This window comes from Streptomyces sp. NPDC045955 (genome assembly GCF_056430805.1).
Map to the genome: position 1 here is coordinate 256,884 of NZ_JBWKKY010000009.1, position 16,606 is coordinate 273,489.

At 71.6% G+C, this 16,606-nt stretch carries 11 protein-coding genes and 2 pseudogenes; 5 read left to right on the top strand and 8 right to left on the bottom strand.

The genetic code is table 11. The features are described from left to right. Window positions 1–85 precede the first annotated feature (85 nt). Together AC07F0_RS20835 and AC07F0_RS20840 are read left to right on the top strand one after the other, a co-directional pair. Entirely contained in the window at window positions 86–2,551 is a 2,466-nt protein-coding gene (locus AC07F0_RS20835; RefSeq protein WP_478980804.1) for a CBM35 domain-containing protein, read from the top strand. 143 nt (window positions 2,552–2,694) lie between these two features. After that, window positions 2,695–2,947 (top strand): annotated as a pseudogene (locus AC07F0_RS20840) (sporulation protein); the annotation flags it as partial. A 7-nt stretch (window positions 2,948–2,954) separates the two neighbouring features. Here AC07F0_RS20840 and AC07F0_RS20845 read toward each other — a convergent pair. Next, on the bottom strand, window positions 2,955–3,341 hold the full coding sequence (locus AC07F0_RS20845; RefSeq protein WP_478980806.1) for a BlaI/MecI/CopY family transcriptional regulator: 387 nt from the start codon (window positions 3,339–3,341) through the stop codon (window positions 2,955–2,957). Window positions 3,342–3,483: 142 nt separating this feature from the next. Here AC07F0_RS20845 and AC07F0_RS20850 point away from each other — a divergent pair, with 142 nt between their 5' ends. Next, a complete protein-coding gene (locus AC07F0_RS20850; protein ID WP_478980808.1) occupies window positions 3,484–4,137 on the top strand; it encodes a hypothetical protein in 654 nt (217 codons plus the stop codon). Beyond that, entirely contained in the window at window positions 4,125–4,376 is a 252-nt protein-coding gene (locus AC07F0_RS20855; RefSeq protein WP_478980809.1) for a twin-arginine translocase TatA/TatE family subunit, read from the top strand. The genes AC07F0_RS20850 and AC07F0_RS20855 overlap by 13 nt, the downstream gene beginning before the upstream one ends. A 12-nt stretch (window positions 4,377–4,388) precedes the next feature. On the opposite strand, the gene htpG is transcribed toward AC07F0_RS20855, so the two are convergent. The 7 genes and pseudogenes from htpG to AC07F0_RS20890 all read right to left on the bottom strand — a co-directional run bounded on the left by htpG (window position 4,389) and on the right by AC07F0_RS20890 (window position 12,377). Then, the gene (htpG, locus tag AC07F0_RS20860; RefSeq protein ID WP_478980811.1) at window positions 4,389–6,287 is read right to left on the bottom strand and encodes a molecular chaperone HtpG; all 1,899 of its coding nucleotides are present in this window, start codon (window positions 6,285–6,287) and stop codon (window positions 4,389–4,391) included. 86 nt (window positions 6,288–6,373) lie between these two features. Continuing rightward, the gene (locus tag AC07F0_RS20865) at window positions 6,374–7,105 is read right to left on the bottom strand and encodes a class F sortase (RefSeq protein WP_478980812.1); all 732 of its coding nucleotides are present in this window, start codon (window positions 7,103–7,105) and stop codon (window positions 6,374–6,376) included. 132 nt (window positions 7,106–7,237) lie between these two features. Then, a complete protein-coding gene (locus AC07F0_RS20870; RefSeq protein ID WP_478980814.1) occupies window positions 7,238–7,957 on the bottom strand; it encodes a hypothetical protein in 720 nt (239 codons plus the stop codon). 443 nt (window positions 7,958–8,400) lie between these two features. Next, window positions 8,401–8,553: pseudogene (locus tag AC07F0_RS20875) on the bottom strand (IS5/IS1182 family transposase); the annotation flags it as partial. A gap of 221 nt (window positions 8,554–8,774) precedes the next feature. Next, window positions 8,775–9,056 (bottom strand): DUF3040 domain-containing protein, encoded by a 282-nt coding sequence (locus AC07F0_RS20880; RefSeq protein ID WP_478980815.1) that lies wholly within the window; start codon window positions 9,054–9,056, stop codon window positions 8,775–8,777. Between the two features lie 567 nt (window positions 9,057–9,623). After that, window positions 9,624–11,087 (bottom strand): arabinose isomerase, encoded by a 1,464-nt coding sequence (locus AC07F0_RS20885; RefSeq protein WP_478980816.1) that lies wholly within the window; start codon window positions 11,085–11,087, stop codon window positions 9,624–9,626. A 30-nt stretch (window positions 11,088–11,117) separates the two neighbouring features. Beyond that, window positions 11,118–12,377, bottom strand: a complete 1,260-nt coding sequence (locus AC07F0_RS20890; RefSeq protein ID WP_478980818.1) for an MFS transporter — start codon at window positions 12,375–12,377, stop codon at window positions 11,118–11,120. A 208-nt stretch (window positions 12,378–12,585) separates the two neighbouring features. On the opposite strand from AC07F0_RS20890, the gene AC07F0_RS20895 reads away from it, so the two are divergent. Further along, window positions 12,586–16,578, top strand: a complete 3,993-nt coding sequence (locus tag AC07F0_RS20895) for a glycosyl hydrolase (protein WP_478980820.1) — start codon at window positions 12,586–12,588, stop codon at window positions 16,576–16,578. Window positions 16,579–16,606 lie beyond the last annotated feature (28 nt).

Sequence of the window (16,606 nt, forward strand, 5' to 3'; positions counted from 1 at the left end):
CGTGATCACCCCCGCCCGCACGAGAGCCGGTACGAGGTCCCGTACCAGAACCGCCTTGATCACAGCACTACTTGGAGCAGCCGCCATGGCAGGCACCCTCCCCGCGGCCGGTCCGGCCGCCGCGGCCGATCCACAGCGCCTCACCGTCGACCTCAAAGCCTCCGAGGGCCCGGTGATGCTCGGCGCCAACGGCTCGCTGTACGGACTCAGCGACGACGGCGTTCCCAGCGACGCCGCGATGGAGCCGCTGAAGATCACCAGCATCTCGCAGAAGCCGGAGGGCGGCGCCCAGCACCCCAACGGCGACGCGCTCACCGTCTCCAAGTCGTTCTTCCGCAACGGCGGCGGCGAGATCAACGTGATGATGCAGGACATCTACGCCAAGTGGCCTTACGAGGACCTCGGCATCGACGACTACCTCCCCAAGGTCGACAAGATCGTCAAGGAGGTCTCGGCCGACCCGAACAGCGAGCGCTTCGTCTACATCCCGTTCAACGAGCCGGACCAGATCTGGTACAAGCTCGATGTCGCCGACCAGGCCCAGTACGAGAAGAACCGCGACCGGTTCTTCAAGGACTGGAAGACGGTGTACCAGCGGATCCGCGCGATCGACCCGGACGCGAGGATCGCCGGTCCCAACGAAGCCGCGTACCACACCCGCCTGTTGAAGGACTTCCTGGCCTTCGCCAAGCGCGAGAACGTGCTGCCCCAGGTGATGACCTGGCACGAGCTGGGCTCCGGCTCGCTGCGCGACTTCCAGGCGCACTACGACGACTACCGCAAGCTGGAGCGCGAGGCGGGAATAGCCCCGCTGAAGATCAACATCGACGAGTACGCCAACCGCCGCGACCTGTCCGTGCCCGGACAGCTCGTGCAGTGGGTCTCGATGTTCGAGCGCAACAAGGTGTACGCCAACATGGCCTACTGGGACGCCGCCGGCAACCTCAGCGGCCACGTCGTGCGCTCCAACATCCCCAACGGTGGCTGGTGGCTGTTCCGCTGGTACGCGGGCATGACCGGCAACACCGTGAAGGTGACGCCGCCGCAGCCCGACACCATCGACACGCTCCAGGGGCTGGCCTCCCTCGACACCTCCCGCCGCCAGGCGCAGATCCTGCTCGGCGGCTCGGCGGGCGACTCGGACGTGGTCGTGCGCGATGTCCCCCGGTCGGTGTTCGGCCGTACGGTCACCGCGACCGTGGCCGAGGCGGCCTGGTCCGGATACGAGGGGCAGCACGCGGCGCCGCGGGTCCTCGCGCGCACCAAGGTGAAGGTGGCCGACGACGGTTCGGTGACCGTCCCGCTGCGCGGCCTGCACAAGATGTCGGCGTACCGGGTCGTCCTCACCCCCGGCGGCTCGGGCACCCCGTCCGCCGTCTCCGTGCCGTGGTCGGCGTCGTACGAGGCCGAGGACGCGGCCATCATCGACGGCAAGGTCTACACGCAGGGCACGGTCCAGAACGCCAACGGCTACGCGGCCTCCGGCACCAAGGACGTCGGCTCCCTCAACCAGCCCGGCAGCAAGGTCGCCTTCTCGGTGAAGGTACCTAAGGACGGCACGTACGACCTGGCGATCCTGTACGGCAACCAGTCGGGCGGCCCCGCCACGCAGAAGCTGTCGGTCGACGGCGGCGACCCGGTGACGGTCACCTACCCCTCCACGGAGAACTGGACGTACCGCGCCAAGAAGGACGTCCGTGTCCAACTCGAGGCGGGCACGCACCAGCTGACCCTGTCCAAGGGCGACGCCGAGGTCACCCTGGACCGGATCGACCTGACCGCGCGGACGGGCGCGCTCTCCGCCTCCTACGAGGCAACGCTGGCGGACATCAGCGGCAAGCCGTCGTACGACTACACCTCGTCGGCCGGTGTGGGCACGGGCTCCCTGGTGCTGCGCTCCGGTGACAAGGCCGTGTTCGACGTCTACGCCCCGCGCGACGGCTACTACACGGTGGTGCCGCGGACCTCGGCCGCGGTGAGGCTCTCGCTGCACGGGGAGACGGTCACGGCCGCGCCCGGTCGCCCGCTGCGGCTCTACCTGGTCGCGGGCAACAACCGGATCGCGGTGACGTCGGGCCACTCCGCCGTCCGCTCCCTCGACGTCTCCGGCGACGGCTCGGCCGCCGGCACCCTCTCCTACGAGGGCGCCAAGGCCACGCTCGCCGGCGGGGCCAAGCTCGTCGACTCCCCGCATGCGTCCGCCGGCTCGTACATCGGCTGGCTCGGCAACAGCCCCTCCAGCACCGCCGAGTTCACGGTGGACGCGCCCCGGTCCGGCCGCTACCTGCTGGTCGTCCACTACGCGCACAACGACCGCCGCGACAACGGCCACGCCTACAACACGGACATCATGTCCCGTACGGCGGACATCACGGTCGGGACCGCGGACCCGGTGAAGGTCACCTTCAAGAACACCTGGAGCTGGGACGACTACTGGACCGTCGGCGTCCCGGTCGAACTGGCGAAGGGCGCGAACAAGGTGACGTTCGGCAACGCGAGCGCCTGGGCGCCGAACATCGACCGGATCGAACTGGGCCGGGTCGTGGGCTGAATCGCACGATGACGGGTGCGGTTGCGGAGGAGTGAGCTGTTCTCCTCCGCAACCGACGCGCGAGATCACGTTCGTTGCGCATCCCCTACGCTTCTACATGCTTGTAGAACGTCCGTACACGCATGTGAGGAGTAGACGCCACCATGGTGTTCAAACGACTGCTCGGCACGCTCGGTGTGGGCGGCCCCACGGTCGACACGGTCCTCGGCCCGGCTCCCGTCCGGCCCGGCGGCACACTCACCGGTTGTCCGACTGGGGGGCGGCAAAGCCGACTTCGACATCGAGCACATCACCCTGGAGCTGGTGGCCCGGGTCGAGGCCGAGCATCAGGGCGGCGAGAGCGAGGGCTTCGTCGCCTTCGGCCGCTTCACCGTCGGCGGCGGCTTCCGGCTCGCCGAGTGCTTCAGCCTTCCTCCTCGCCGTGGGCCTGATCCAGCAGGTCGCGCAGCAGCCGTTCGTCGTCCGGTCCGAGGCCGGTGAGGAAGCTCGCCAGCACGGCCTCGCGGTCGCTCTCGGCGTCCAGCACCTTGCGCATCTTCCGGGCGGCCAGGCCCGCTTGGTCCGAGGCGGGCGTCCAGGCGAAGGACCGGCCCACTCGCGCCCGGGTGACCGCGCCCTTGCCCAGCAGCCGGGTCAGGATCGTGATCACCGTCGTGTACGCGAGGTCGCCGCCGAGGCGTTCCTGCACCCAGCCGGCCGTCGCCGGACCGTCCGCCTCCCGCAGCGCCGACAGCACCAGCGCCTCCAGCTCGCCCTGCCCCCGCCGGGGCCGCTGCCGGGGATCCGTCACCGCCCTGCCTCCCTTCGCCGCCCTGCCGTGCCCGTGCGGACATCGTATAGATCTGCGGGACCCACACCTGCCCACTTCTACAGTTCTGTAGATTTAAATGCGTTGTATCAACGCCCGACACAGCAACCGGCAAGGAGACCTTGTGGCCGATCCGCCCCGCCTCCGCCCCGAGGACCGCGCGGACTTCGAAGCGGTACTGGACCAGGCGCTGCGCACCGCGGACATCCATGGCGCCGTGCGCGCCGACCCGACCGGCCGGACGGCCGCGCACCTGCGTGCCCACGCACTCGCCCACGCCGACGACATCACGGCGGCGGCCGGCGAGCCGTACCGCGCCTACCTCGCCGTACGAACGGCCGCCCGCCAGGACGCGCGGCGCCCGCCCGCCGCCGGCAGTCTGCTGCCCGCCCTCGCGGTGCTCACGCCGCTCGTGGCGGGGGCGTCCGCCGGGGCCCTGCTGCTGCTCGGCTGCCTGCTCCAGGTCGCCGGCGCGCCGGGCCCGTTGCCCGGCTCGCTCGTCGCGGCCGGCTGGACCCTGGCACTCGTCGCGGCCGTGACCGGCCTCCTCGCCCTGGGCGCGCCGCTGTGCTCGGCCCTGGGCCGGCGGGCCGACCGCGTGGAGCACGCCCGGCTCGCCTGGCGGCAGGCCCTGCTCGACCGCGGCATGCCGCCCCATCTGCTCCGGCATCCGGCGGGCGCCCCCACCGAGGCGGGGGTCACACCGGGCTCCGCGCCCGATACGCTCGCGCCGTGCCCGGCCCGGGCGAGAAAGGACAGGACACCATGTTCGGACTGAGCGAGCTCGCGATCATCCTCATCGTCGTCATAGCCGTGATCGGGGCGAGGAAGCTGCCCGAACTGGCCCGGTCGGCCGGCAAGTCCGCCCGCATCCTCAAGGCCGAGGCCCGTGCCGCGAGGGACGAGGAGGCCGGGACGGCCCCCGCGCCGCGGGTGGTCCAGGGCGAGATCGTCCGGCCGGGCACCGGCCCGACCCCGCCCGGCGCGCGGGCCGCGGACGCCCCGGGCCCCCGCTGATCCTCCCCCTGCCTACAGCGTGCGCTCCAGGCGGTCGGCCACGAGCTTGACGAAGCGAGCCGGGTCCTTGGGCTGACCGCCCTCGGCGAGCACCGCCAGCGTGTGGAGCAGCTCGGCGGACTCGACGAGGCCCGAGCGGTCCTCGCGCTCCTTGTACGCCTGGTTCAGGTTCTTCACCAGCAGGTGGTCGGGGTTGAGCTCGAGGATCCGCTTGGTGCGCGGCACCTCCTGGCCCATCGCCCGGTACATGTTCTCCAGGGCCGGGGTCAGGTCGTGCGCGTCCGAGACGACGCAGGCCGGGGAGACGGTGAGGCGGGAGGACAGGCGCACTTCCTTGATGTCCTCCTCCAGCTGCTCCCCCATCCAGCCGAGCAGACCGGCGTACTCCTCGGCCTGCTTCTCCCGCTCCCCGCCGGCCTTGTCGTCCTTCTCGCCGTCGAGGTCGATCTCACCCTTGGCGACGGAGCGCAGCTTCTTGCCCTCGTACTCGCCGACGGTGTCGACCCACACCTCGTCGACCGCGTCGGTGAGCAGCAGGACCTCGATGCCCTTGTCCCGGAACGCCTCCATGTGCGGGGAGTTCTCGATGCTCTGCCGGGACTCGCCGGTGATGTAGTAGATGTCCTCCTGGCCGTCCTTCATCCGCTCCACGTACTGCGCGAGCGTGGTCGGCTCGTCCTCGCCGTGCGTGGTCGCGAACGACGCGACGGCGAGGATGGCGTCCCGGTTCTCGGAGTCGGTGACCAGGCCCTCCTTCAGGACGGTGCCGAACTCGCGCCAGAACGTGGCGTAGCGGTCGGCGTCCTTGGTCTTGATCTCCTTGACCGTGGAGAGGACCTTCTTCGTCAGCCGGCGCTGCATCATCCGGATGTGCCGGTCCTGCTGGAGGATCTCGCGGGAGACATTGAGCGAGAGGTCCTGCGCGTCGACGACGCCCTTGACGAAGCGGAGGTAGGGCGGCAGCAGCGCCTCGCAGTCGTCCATGATGAAGACGCGCTTCACATACAGCTGGACGCCGCGCTTGAAGTCCCGCGTGAACAGGTCGTGCGGGGCGTGCGAGGGCACGAAGAGCAGGGCCTGGTACTCGAAGGTGCCCTCGGCCTGGAGCCGGATCGTCTCCAGCGGCTCGCGCCAGTCGTGGCTGATGTGCTTGTACAGCTCGTGGTACTCGTCGTCGGACACCTCGTCGCGCGACCGCGCCCACAGGGCCTTCATCGAGTTCAGCGTCTCGGGCTCGGGCGTGTCCTCGCCGTCGCCCTTCTCCGGGACCATCCGGATGGGCCAGGTGATGAAGTCCGAGTACCGCTTGACGATCTCCCGGATCGTCCACGGCGACGTGTAGTCGTGGAGCTGGTTCTCCGGGTCGGCGGGCTTGAGGTGGAGCGTCACGGAGGTGCCCTGCGGGGCGTCGTCGACCTTCTCCAGCGTGTACGTGGACTCGCCGCGCGACGTCCAGCGGGTCCCCTGGCTCTCGCCGGCTCGCCGGGTCACCAGCGTCACCTCGTCCGCCACCATGAAGCCGGAGTAGAAGCCGACACCGAACTGGCCGATGAGTCCCTCGGCGCCGGCCGCGTCCTGAGCTTCCCGCAGTTCCTTCAGGAAACCGGCCGTGCCCGAGTTGGCGATGGTGCCGATGAGCTGTCCTACCTCGTCGTACGACATCCCGATGCCGTTGTCCCGCACCGTGAGGGTCCGGGCCTCCTTGTCGACGTCGATCTCGATGTGCAGGTCGGACACGTCGGCGTCGAGCGAGTCGTCCCGCAGCTTCTCCAGGCGCAGCTTGTCCAGCGCGTCGGAGGCGTTGGAGACGAGCTCCCGCAGGAAGACATCCTTGTTCGAGTAGACCGAGTGAATCATCAGCTGGAGCAGCTGACGTGCCTCTACCTGGAACTCAAACGTTTCGGTCGTCATGGTTCGCGAATACCTCACAGGTCCCACAGTCGCCTGAACTGGTGGCAGTCACTTTAAAACACCACGTCAGGCCGGAGGCCCGGAAGTCAGACGAGGTGGGCGAACACGACCAGGTTCTCGGTGTAGTCCCGGGCCTGACGGTCGTAGGCACCCGCGCACGTGATGAGCCGGACCTGGGCGTCGGGGGTGTCGCCGTACACGCGCTCGCTGGGGAAGTCGTCCTTGTCGAAGGACTGCGCGTCGTCGACCACGAAGGTCGCCCTGCTGCCGTCGGCTCGCGCCACGTGGAACCGGTCGCCCTTCCTCAGTTCGCTGAGCCGGGCGAACACGGCCGGGGAGGTCGCGGTGTCCACGTGCCCCGCGACGATCGCGGTTCCGGCCTCGCCGGGCGAGGCGCCCTTGGCGTACCAGCCGACGAGGTTGGTGTCGTGGGCCGGAGGCGGTTCGAGTTGACCCGAACGGCCGATGACGAGGTCGGTGAAGGGCGCGTTCACCGAGATCTTGGGGATGTGCAGGCGGACCGGCCGGGACCGCGGCAGCTGGGGTCCTGCCCCGGACGCGGCGGTCCGGTGGGGCGCCGCGGACGAGGGCGGCGCGTCGGGCGCGGCGGAGGCGGCGGGCGCGGCCGTGGGGACGGCCGGCGGGGCGTGCGGCGGACCGCCGGGGTCGGACGACGACTCGCCACGGCCAGCGACCATGCTCACGGTCAGGACCAGAGCGGCGAGACACCAGAAGAACGTCACGACGGTACGGAATCGCCGCTTCGACGGCGTGGGACCGGGCTCGGCAGGGGACGGGGGGCTGGGGCTGGCTGCCATCGGAGACCACCTCATTCGGGCACGGCAGGGGAACGGACAAGGCAGCGGACAGGGCACGCGGGAGGACGAGCCGGGCCGCCGCGACGCGAGGAGCACGTGCGGCGGCCACGGCGCTATGGGTTCATGCCTCGGTCATGCCGTGCCCTGGGAGGCCTTCTGGCGCCGCAGTGCGTACAGGCCGGTGCCGGCCACCGCCAGCACCGCGAGACCGCCGGCCGTCACGCCCGGCCCGGCGGCCAGTGCGCCGCCACCGGTGTGCACCCCGCCGCGCGGCTTGTGGTGCTTGTCGCCGTGCCAGGAGCCCTTGTCGTGGTCCTCGTGCTTGCCGTGCTTGTCGCCCCAGGGGTCCTCGTCCTGCTTGCCGCCCCAGGAGTCGTCGCCCTCGCCGTCCTTGAGGGCGTCCCGGTCGTGCTTGGGGTTGTCCCAGTCGTCGTCCGCGTTCACCACGGTCAGGGCTCCGCCGCCCGTGTGCACCCCGCCGCGCGGCTTGTGGTGCTTGTCGCCGTGCCAGGAGTCCTTGCCGTGCTCCTCGTGCTTGCCGTGCTCCTCGTGCTTGCCGTGCTCCTCGTGCTTGCCGTGCTCCTCGTGCTTGCCGTGCTCCTCGTGCTTGCCGTGCTCGCCGTCCTTGCTGTGGTCCTGGTCGTGGTCCGCGGTCACCCCGGTCAGGGCTCCGCCACCCGTGTGCATCCCGCCGTGCGGCTTGTGGTGTTTGCCGTCCTTGTGGTGCTCCTTGCTGTAGGAAGTGGTGTCGTGGTCCCAGTCACCCATCGCCTCGGCGTAGGCGGCGGGTGCGGCGATCGCGAGGGCGGCCGTGGCCGTGGCCGTCGCGAGCAGCATGCGGGCAGAGCGCATCGGTGAGTCCTTCCGTCGCGGGCCGGGCGCTGACGCCTCGCCAGCTCACGAGACCCGGCCTCGACGTGCACCACCGTCAGTCATGTCGGGCCGTCCCACCATCCAGGGCGTTCACACGGGTTACGACCCCACCCTGACGGCGGAACCGGCCCGGGTCGACCCTCCCGGTCGTCAGTCCGCATCGGTTCCCACACGGCCACTGGAGACTGCGGCCTCGCGAGCGCGGGGCCCCTTCTGGACTTCACACGCAGGGCCTCTGACCTGTGCGCTGGATCTTCGGTTGTGGTCCGGGGCGTCCGTCATGATGGCCCCGACGAAGGCCCGCGCCGGACTCGTACGCGGGCCGGCAGCGGGGGGACGGCGAGCGCGGCCGCGGGGTCGGAGTCGGGCAGCCGGTCGACAGCTGCCCGCTCGTCCTTGCCCAGGGAGTTCCCCGCAGGCCGGTGGCCGTGGGGGTGTGCAGCAGGGCGTGGCGCAGGCTTGCGGCGGGGACGGCCGACCCGGCCGCGGACTGGCGGGATGGCGTCGAGCAGCGGCAGCGGCTGGGTAACGCCATTGCGGTTGCCTCCGGTGAGGACGACCGCGAGCGGAGTGCCGCGCCCCCTCGTGTCGCCGGAGTCTCGGCGTCCTCCGCCAGCAGACACGCGGTCTCGTCCACGATCAGCACTCCGTCGATGCCGCGGATTCCGTCTGTCCTTCGGGTCCTCTCACGGTGGGTCCGGCGGCTCCGGGGCGCGTCGCCCGGACGTACCCCGTCGGTGGTGTTCACGGCGGCGAACTCACTCGGCTCGCGGCCGTAGCGCTTCACCACCGGCACTCACCATCGCCTCTGCCGGCCCAGGCGGCTCGGGTCCGGGTCGACCAGCTGGGCCGCCATGCCGACGAGGACCAGCCCGGTCGCGATGAGCAGCCCTTGTGCCAGGACGATGCCGCAGCCCAGGACGGCCACGCCGAGGGCCAGGGCCCACCAGGCTCCGGCACGCCGGTACTCCCGGGGCCGGGCCGGGCGGCCGGCTCTCATGGCCCGGGTGAACCTGGGGTCCTCCCGCTCGAGTCGTGCTTCGAGGTCGACGAGGCGTGCGTCTTCGGACTGGGGCACGGCTTCTCCTTCCCGGAACCCGACAGCGCTTCGAGGCAGGGCACGGCCGAGGCCATGGCAAGTCCTGGGGTGTCGGGCCCGCGTGACGGTGCGGAGGGAGACGGCCCGCCGACGCGCGGTGCGGCGCTGCCGGTCTCGCCAGGGCTTCGGCTTCTCCCCCCTCCAGCGGCGTCCGCCATGGGGCCCACACCTCATCCTTCCCGGTGGCCGCCCCGGACGAACGCCGTGTCGTAAGGCAGATGTTCGCCCTTCAGCGGCGCGGGGAACTGCGTGACGAGCCCCCGACGAAAGCCGCGCGTACGGGTGCGCGAACCTCTCCTGCTCGTCGGCGTGGCCCTACCGCTCGGCCTCGGCCGGCACAGCGGCGGAAGCGGACGACGGGGTGCTGTCGTCCTGGGGACGGGGCTCGGTGTCGTACGACGGGGCCGTGCGGTATGACACCCCTCGCGGAGGCGACAGCCGTCGCGGAGCGGCACTCATCGCGACGGCGCGCCCCGTGGCGGGAGCCCCCGTCGCGGGAGCCGCACCGCCCCCGTCTCCCCGACTCCTCGTCTCCCCGTCTCCCCGTCACACCTGACGATGGTCGATGCCCAGCAGGCTCGCCGCCGCCCTGAAGTCGGCCGCGTGGTGGCCGACCGCGAGGGACCAGTGGTGGCCGACACCCGTGGCGCTCCACGCGTCCACCCATTCGCCGGGATCGCGGCCGAAGTCGACGCGGCTGGTGGTGTTGCCGATCTCCAGCAGGGGTCCCGGTACGACGGTGCCCTCGGAGGTGACGAAGGACAGGCTGCCGTCGGCGTCCTGGCCCAGGCCGAGCAGGGTGACGGGCCCGTGCTGGACGTCGAACTCGACGCTCACGCCCCAGCCGCGTTTGCCGTGGTAGACGCCGAGCCCGCGCAGCAGCGGGTCGCGGGCGCTGACCGCGAGGTGCGCGGGTCCGTCGTGGCCCATCTCCACGACGCCGTCCTCGAAGTTCAGTGCCTGGATCTCGGTGAAGGAGCCTCCGGCGCCGACGCTCTGGGAGGCGAGCTGGGCGACGCTGGTGCGCAGTTCGTACTCCCCGGCCGCCGGCACGCCCCGGGCTGTGAGCAGGGAGGCGCCCAGGATCATGCCGGCACCGAGCCGCTCGTGCAGCTCCCCGTCGAGGCCCCGGTGGTAGTACGCGAGGCTGTCGAGCTGGAAGTCCGCCACGAGCCGGTCCAGGGCGACCGACACGGTCGCGCCCCAGGCGAAGTCCTCCTCCACCACGCTGTCGTCGAGGGTGAAGACCTGCCGGGCGAGCGCCATCCGCTCCCTGGTCTCCTCCTCGGTGACGCGCTCCACCCGGTGCCGCAGATCGTCGAACTCCAGCACCTCCACGTGCGAGCCGAACGTCGAGGACAGCAGCGTCGGATCCGTCTGCACGTCGAGCATGCCCGGGTACACGTGCCCCATGAGGCCGTGCCGGGCGTGCCGGAGCGCGGCGCGGATGTGCGCGGCCCGGATCCACTGTTCGATGCGCCGCCAGGCGGACTCCTGCCGCAGCCAGCCCGAGACCGAACGGAAGGGGATGCCGGCGCGCCGGAAGACGTTGCCGACCTCGGGGACGGGGCACTGGCCGCAGTAGGCCAGCCAGGCCCCGGTGTCGAAGGAGGCGTGGTCCATCTTCTCGGTCGGCTGGAGGTCGATGACCAGGACCGGCGTCTGCGTGCGCTGTGCGATCGGCAGCACCATCGAGGAGGTGAGGTACGTCGTCAGGAACAGCACGATGAGGTCGCAGTCGGCCTTGCGCAACTGCTCGGCGGCGCGCGCTCCCTCCCGGGCGTCGGAGACGAACCCGGCGTCGGTCACCTCCGCGTCCATCCCCCGGAAGCGCTCGGCGACATAGGCGGCCGACTCCTTCAGCTGCGGGAGCAGCCCGGGGAACTGCGGCCAGTACGTGCCGAGTCCGCCGGCGACCAGTCCGATCCGGGTGCGGCGCCGGGTGACCGGCGGGAGCAGGTCGTGCAGGGCGGCGGCCCGTACGGCGGTGCGGTCCGCGGTCGTTGCCATGGTCGGTGCTCCTTGTCGGTCTGCTGCGGCTCAGGTGCTCGGGACGCGCAGGTCCGCTCTGTCCTGTGCGGCGCCGGCGGTACGGGGGACGAGGACGCGGATGATGAACACCCCGGCGAAGGCTGCCACCGTCATACAGGCGGTGATCGTCCAGAGGAGGACGGACGGGCTGTAGTCGGCCAGGGCGGGAGTGAAGAACGCGGCGACCGCGAAGACCCCGCGGGACAGGGCGTAGGTGAGGCCCTGGGTGGTGCCGCGGGTGTCCGCGGGCAGCGTGAGCTGCGACCACACCTTGTAGTTCGCCTCTCCGGCGAAGGGGTTGGAGAGCTGGTAGAGCACGAAGAAGACGAGCATGCCGACGAGCGCGCCCGCGGTCAGGGACGCGATGACGAAGGCGAGGATCTGCACCACCGCGGCCACGTGGAACAGCCGGTCGCGCCAGGGACTGTCGGCGACCCGGACGAAGGCGAAGGTCAGCAGCACCCCGATCGGGATGAAGGCCAGGTTGACCCCGGTGGCCAGGCTCTGTGAGGCGTCGCTGACGGTGACGAGCAGGTAGGTGCCGAACTGGCCGAAGGTGTTGGCCCCCAGGCCCCAGGTGACGTAGAAGACGAACGTCGCCGTCATGGGCAGCAGGGCGGCGCGCGTCCAGACGTTCTTCAGGGCGACCCGCTGGGGGGCGGCCTCCGTCCCGGACTCGGCCGTGTCGTGCTCGGACAGTTTCAGGCGGGAGCGGAGGGCCCAGGTGACGAGTGCGGCGACGGCGAGCTGTCCGGTGATGAGCCGGGCCCCGGTCATGCCCGTGGTGGACAGGACGAAGCCGAGGAAGATGGCGACGGTGATGCCCAGCATCCACATGACCTGCGTGAAGGCGACGAGCCTGCCGCGGGCCCAGGGGGGCGCGGCGTCCGAGACCACGGCCAGGGACGTCGGCAGGTCGGCGCCGGCCGCGAGGCCCGCGACGAGGACGCCGATCAGCAGCGTGATGTCGTCGGGCGCCAGCGTGATGACGATCGCCCCGAGGGCGAAGCAGAAGATGTCCCAGTTGTAGACGCGGCGGCGGCCGAAGAGGTCGGCGAGCCGGCCGCCGACGAGTGAGCCGACGGCGATGCAGCCGGTGACGATCGCGCTGATCGCACCGGCCATCCACACGCCCATGTCGTAACTGTCGCGGTAGATGGCCAGGTTGACGGAGATGCTGACGATCAGCCCGGCGTCGAGGTAGGAGGCCATGCCCGACAGGGCGGCGGCCTTCCAGAGCGGTTTGGGGATGGGGCGGGTACCGGCCATGATGCGACTCCGTCGTCTGGTGACATCGCGGTTCCGGGGGCCTGGTCGCAGCGAATATAGGGCGGGAAAAACGTTGCAACAAGGTGTCGCGCAGACATCGGCGGCAGCGTGTCGCGGTCCGCCGTGTCGTCCGGGGTTATGGCGTGACTGTTCCAGGTCGCCTACGGTGAAGGTGGCCTAAAAACGTTTTAGGGGAAGGACCGCGTCCGTGATCTCCCCCGCGCTCCGGCAGCTGTTCGACCATCCGCCCCGCGATTTCGGCCCCGCTCCCCTGTGGTGGTGGTCGGGCGCGAAGGTCACCCGCGAGCGACTCGCCTGGCAGATGCGGGCGTTCGCCGAGGGTGGTGTCCACAACCTCGTCGTGATCAACCTGGCCCCGGCCGGCCCGACGTTCGGGACCCGGGCGGACGATCCGGCGTGGTTCGGCGAGGAGTGGTGGGCGCGCTTCACCGACGCCTGCGAGATCGCCGCGGAGTTGGGCACACGCCTGTGGTTCTACGACCAGATCGGGTTCTCCGGCGCCAATGTGCAAGGCGGCGTGACACAGCGTCACCCCGAGGCCCGGGGTTGTGCGCTGCGCTGCCGTGACGTCACCGTCACCCGGGGAACGGTGGCCCTGCGGGACGCCGAGACCCCGCTGGCCGCCTACTCGCCGCGGGGCCGGCGCCTCGACGTCGCCGTGGACGGCCCGGGCACCCTGGTGGTCGACGCCGCCGAAGGGGCCGGCGTGCGGCTCGTCACCGCCGTCCCCACGGCGTTCGACTATCTGGACCCGCACGCCGTCGGGCTGTTGATGGACGCCGTGCACCACGAGTACGACCGCCGTGTGCCCGGGTACCTGGGCACGGTCATCGCGGGCAGCTTCCAGGACGAACTGCCGGGCACGAACGCCTGGAGCCACCGCTTCGCCGACGCGTTCCGCGCCCGGCGCGGCTACGACCTGCTCGACCACCTGCCGGCCCTGTTCGGCACGGACGCCACCGTCCCGGAGACGAAGATCCGTGCCGACTACTACGCGGTCCGCGCGGAACTCACCGAAGAGGCGCTCTTCCGACCGCTGTCCGCGTGGCACAGTGAGCGCGGGATGCTGCTGGGCAGCGACCAGAGCCACCCCGCCCGCGCCGGCTACCCGGCCCAGTCGACGCAGATCTACACCGACTACTTCCGCACTCACCGCTGGTACGGCGCGGCCGGCAGCGACCATCACGGCGACGCCAAGGTGCACTCCTCCATGGCCCACCTCTACGGCCACGAGCGAGTCTGGATCGAGGCGTTCCACTCCTCCGGCTGGGGCGGCACGCTGGAGGACACCTACCACTGGCTGCTGCCGTTCCTGCGTAGCGGCGCCAACCTGTACAACCCGCACGCCAGTTACTTCGGCACCGCGGGCGGCTGGTTCGAGTGGGCGCCGCCGTCCACCGACTGGCGCCAGCCGTACTGGAAGCAGTATCCGCCGTTCTCCCGGGCCGTGGCCCGGATCTGCTCGATCATGTCCTGGGGCGGTTACGCGGCCGACGTTGCGGTCCTGCACCCGACCGCCACCATGCAGGCCCTCGTCCCCCTGGACGCGCCCGTCCGGCACTTCGGCGACGGCCGGCTGGGCGACGGCCACGTCGACGAGACGCAGCGCCACTACCTCGACCTGTGCGGCACGAACAACTGGCTCGCCCCGCATGCCGGCGCCCTGGACCGGCGCGGCATCTCCTTCGACGTCGTCGACGACGACTCGGTGCAGCGCGCCAAGGCCGCCGACGGCGCCCTGCGGATCAGGGACCTGGCGTACCGCGTGGTGCTGCTGCCCTCGGCGAGTGTGCTTGAGGAGGTGACGGCACGGCGGCTGACCGAACTGCTCGACGCGGGCGGACGCGTCGTCGTCGTGGGCCGCCCTCCTGCCACGGCCGCCGGCCGGTCCGGTGACGACGCGGTGGTGGCGGCCCTGCTGGCGCATCCCCGGCTGGAGCGGGTGCGCGACCCGGAGGCCGGTGCGGAGGCCGTGACCGACGCGGCCGGTCACGCCACGGGCGAGGTGCCACTGCTCGTCCGGCGGACGGGGAACGAGGCGGTGGCACTGGTGACGGCGGCCTTCCCCGAGATCGGCGCGCATCCGCTGCGGGCCGGGTCCTCCCCGTCGGGAGACGCCGCCGGCAACTCGTCCGTCACCGTGCGGGCCGCCGTCGCCGAGGCCGAGGTCTGGAACCCGGCGACCGGTACCCGCGCCCCCGCGCACGTCACCGTCTCCGGTGACGGCGACGGCGACGGCGACGGCGACGTCTCGACCATCGAGGTGCCGCTGGACGGCGCCCCCGCGGTCCTGGTCGTGTGGCGCGAAGGCCGGCCGGCGCCCACGCGTCCCCGACCGGAGACGCGGAAGACACCCGCCCGGGTGATCGACGTCTCGACCGGCTGGCACGGCCGTCTGGTCCCCACCATGGACAACACCTGGGGCGATCTGGCGCTGCCCCCGGGTGCGCCGGTGGACGAGCCGCAGATCTGGACCATGGAGTGGGCCGAGGGCGGTACTTGGGAGCGGACGCGGGTCACGTACGGCAACCGGGTCCGTGTCCTGCCGCCGGTGCCGCTCGCTCAGGTGCCGGAACCGCTGGACGCCCTGTCCGTGGAGCGGGTTCTGGCCGGTGAGGTGCCGCTCGTGCCACCCGGCGCCGGGTGGGAGGTCGCCGTGTACTCGTCGAGCCGGGGCGTCCCGGATCCGGGCGGGCTGCTGGGCCTCAAGGGGCTGGTGAACGAGGAGTTCGTACGGGTGCCGGTGCCGGTCGGTGCAACGGCCGCCCGGGTGCGGGCGATCGTGGAGACCGGCCACCGGGGGACCGCCGAACTGCATGTCGGCGCGGAGTGCGTCAAGCGCGTGTGGTGGAACGGGGAGCCGCTGGAACCGGACGGGGGCGGCTATCTGGCCTCCGCCCGGGTCACGGTGACCCGGGACCGCAATGTGCTCGAGTACGAACTGTCCGGCGCCCAGAGCCGCCCCTCGACGATCGCGGCCGCCGACGGCACCCCGCTGGGCAGCTTCTTCTGTCTGTCGGAGCCGGGCGGGCTCGGGCCGCGTCCGCGGTTCATGCGGCTTCCGGACGGAGTACGGCCAGACGGCCGCGTGACCTACCGGGCGCGGCTGCGGGTGCCGGGCGACGATGCCCGGGCGGTGCTCGTCGTGGGTGCCGCCTCGGCGGTCACCGTGCTGCTCGACGGGGAGGTCGTGGCGCGGCAGGAGAAGGTGGAGTACTACGAGGCGGACTGGGGCGCCGTGCCGATGTTCTTCCGGCACGAACGGGGGCTCGGGTCGGGCGAGCACACGCTGGAGGTCGTGGCCGACGGTACCGACGCCCGGGACGCGGTGTTCGTCGACCTGGTGGTGCGGTCCGGGGCCGGGGTGACGGCCCTGGTCAGCGGTGCCGGCTGGGAAGCTGCGACGGGTGACTGGCGGGGGCCGACAGTGGAGGACGAGCGCAGGCGGGGCGAGGTGCAGCACTGCCACGCGGTGGTACGGCCGCATCCGCTGCCGGACACCGGGTGGCTCACCGGCCGGCCGGTGCTCGGCGGCACCGTATGGCCGTCGCGGTCCACCGACGAAGTCGGCGACATGCCGCAGCGCTTCCGGTTCACCGTGCCGGCGGGCACGGTGTCGCTGGGTCTGCCGTTGGCGCTCCGCGCGCGTGTACGCGTCGGAGAAGGGCCGGAACTCCCCCTGGAAGACGATCGACTGACACTCGGTCAGCCGCTGGCGAAGCCCACACCGGTCGAGGTGGTCACCGAGCCGACGGCGGTCCTGCGGGGCGGCTCCGCCTGGCGGGGGCCGGTGCGGGTGCGGGCCGTACCGGCGCCGCTGCCCCTCGGGGACTGGCGGGAGCTGGGGCTGGGCAGTTGGAGCGGAGGCGTGACGTACGCGCGGGTCCTGGATGTGCCGTCGGGGCCCGACCCCGTGCTGGATCTCGGGCGGGTGCGGGGCAGTGTGGAGGTGTCGGTCGACGGGGAGCCGGCCGGTGAGGCGTTCTGCGCGCCGTACCGTTTCCCGTTGCGCGGTGCCTCCGGGCGCAGCGTGCGACTGGAGGTGACCGTCCGGGGCACGCTGGCGCCGTATCTCGCGGAGGCCACTCCGACGGCCTGGGCGTTCGACTCCCAGCTGTCCTCGGGCTTGTGGGGACCGGTGACGCTGCGGGTCCCGTCCGCCTCGGAGTGCGGGGGCTAGCCTGTCGTTTGGTCAGGTCGCAGGAAAG

What these genes read in the sequence shown, in the direction of transcription:
- AC07F0_RS20835 (WP_478980804.1), top strand. Translation starts at nt 86, where the DNA reads ATGGCAGGCACCCTCCCCGCGGCCGGTCCGGCCGCCGCGGCCGATCCA.
- AC07F0_RS20890 (WP_478980818.1), bottom strand. Translation starts at nt 12,377, where the DNA reads ATGGCCGGTACCCGCCCCATCCCCAAACCGCTCTGGAAGGCCGCCGCC.
- AC07F0_RS20855 (WP_478980809.1), top strand. Translation starts at nt 4,125, where the DNA reads ATGTTCGGACTGAGCGAGCTCGCGATCATCCTCATCGTCGTCATAGCC.
- AC07F0_RS20870 (WP_478980814.1), bottom strand. Translation starts at nt 7,957, where the DNA reads ATGCGCTCTGCCCGCATGCTGCTCGCGACGGCCACGGCCACGGCCGCC.
- htpG (WP_478980811.1), bottom strand. Translation starts at nt 6,287, where the DNA reads ATGACGACCGAAACGTTTGAGTTCCAGGTAGAGGCACGTCAGCTGCTC.
- AC07F0_RS20865 (WP_478980812.1), bottom strand. Translation starts at nt 7,105, where the DNA reads ATGGCAGCCAGCCCCAGCCCCCCGTCCCCTGCCGAGCCCGGTCCCACG.
- AC07F0_RS20885 (WP_478980816.1), bottom strand. Translation starts at nt 11,087, where the DNA reads ATGGCAACGACCGCGGACCGCACCGCCGTACGGGCCGCCGCCCTGCAC.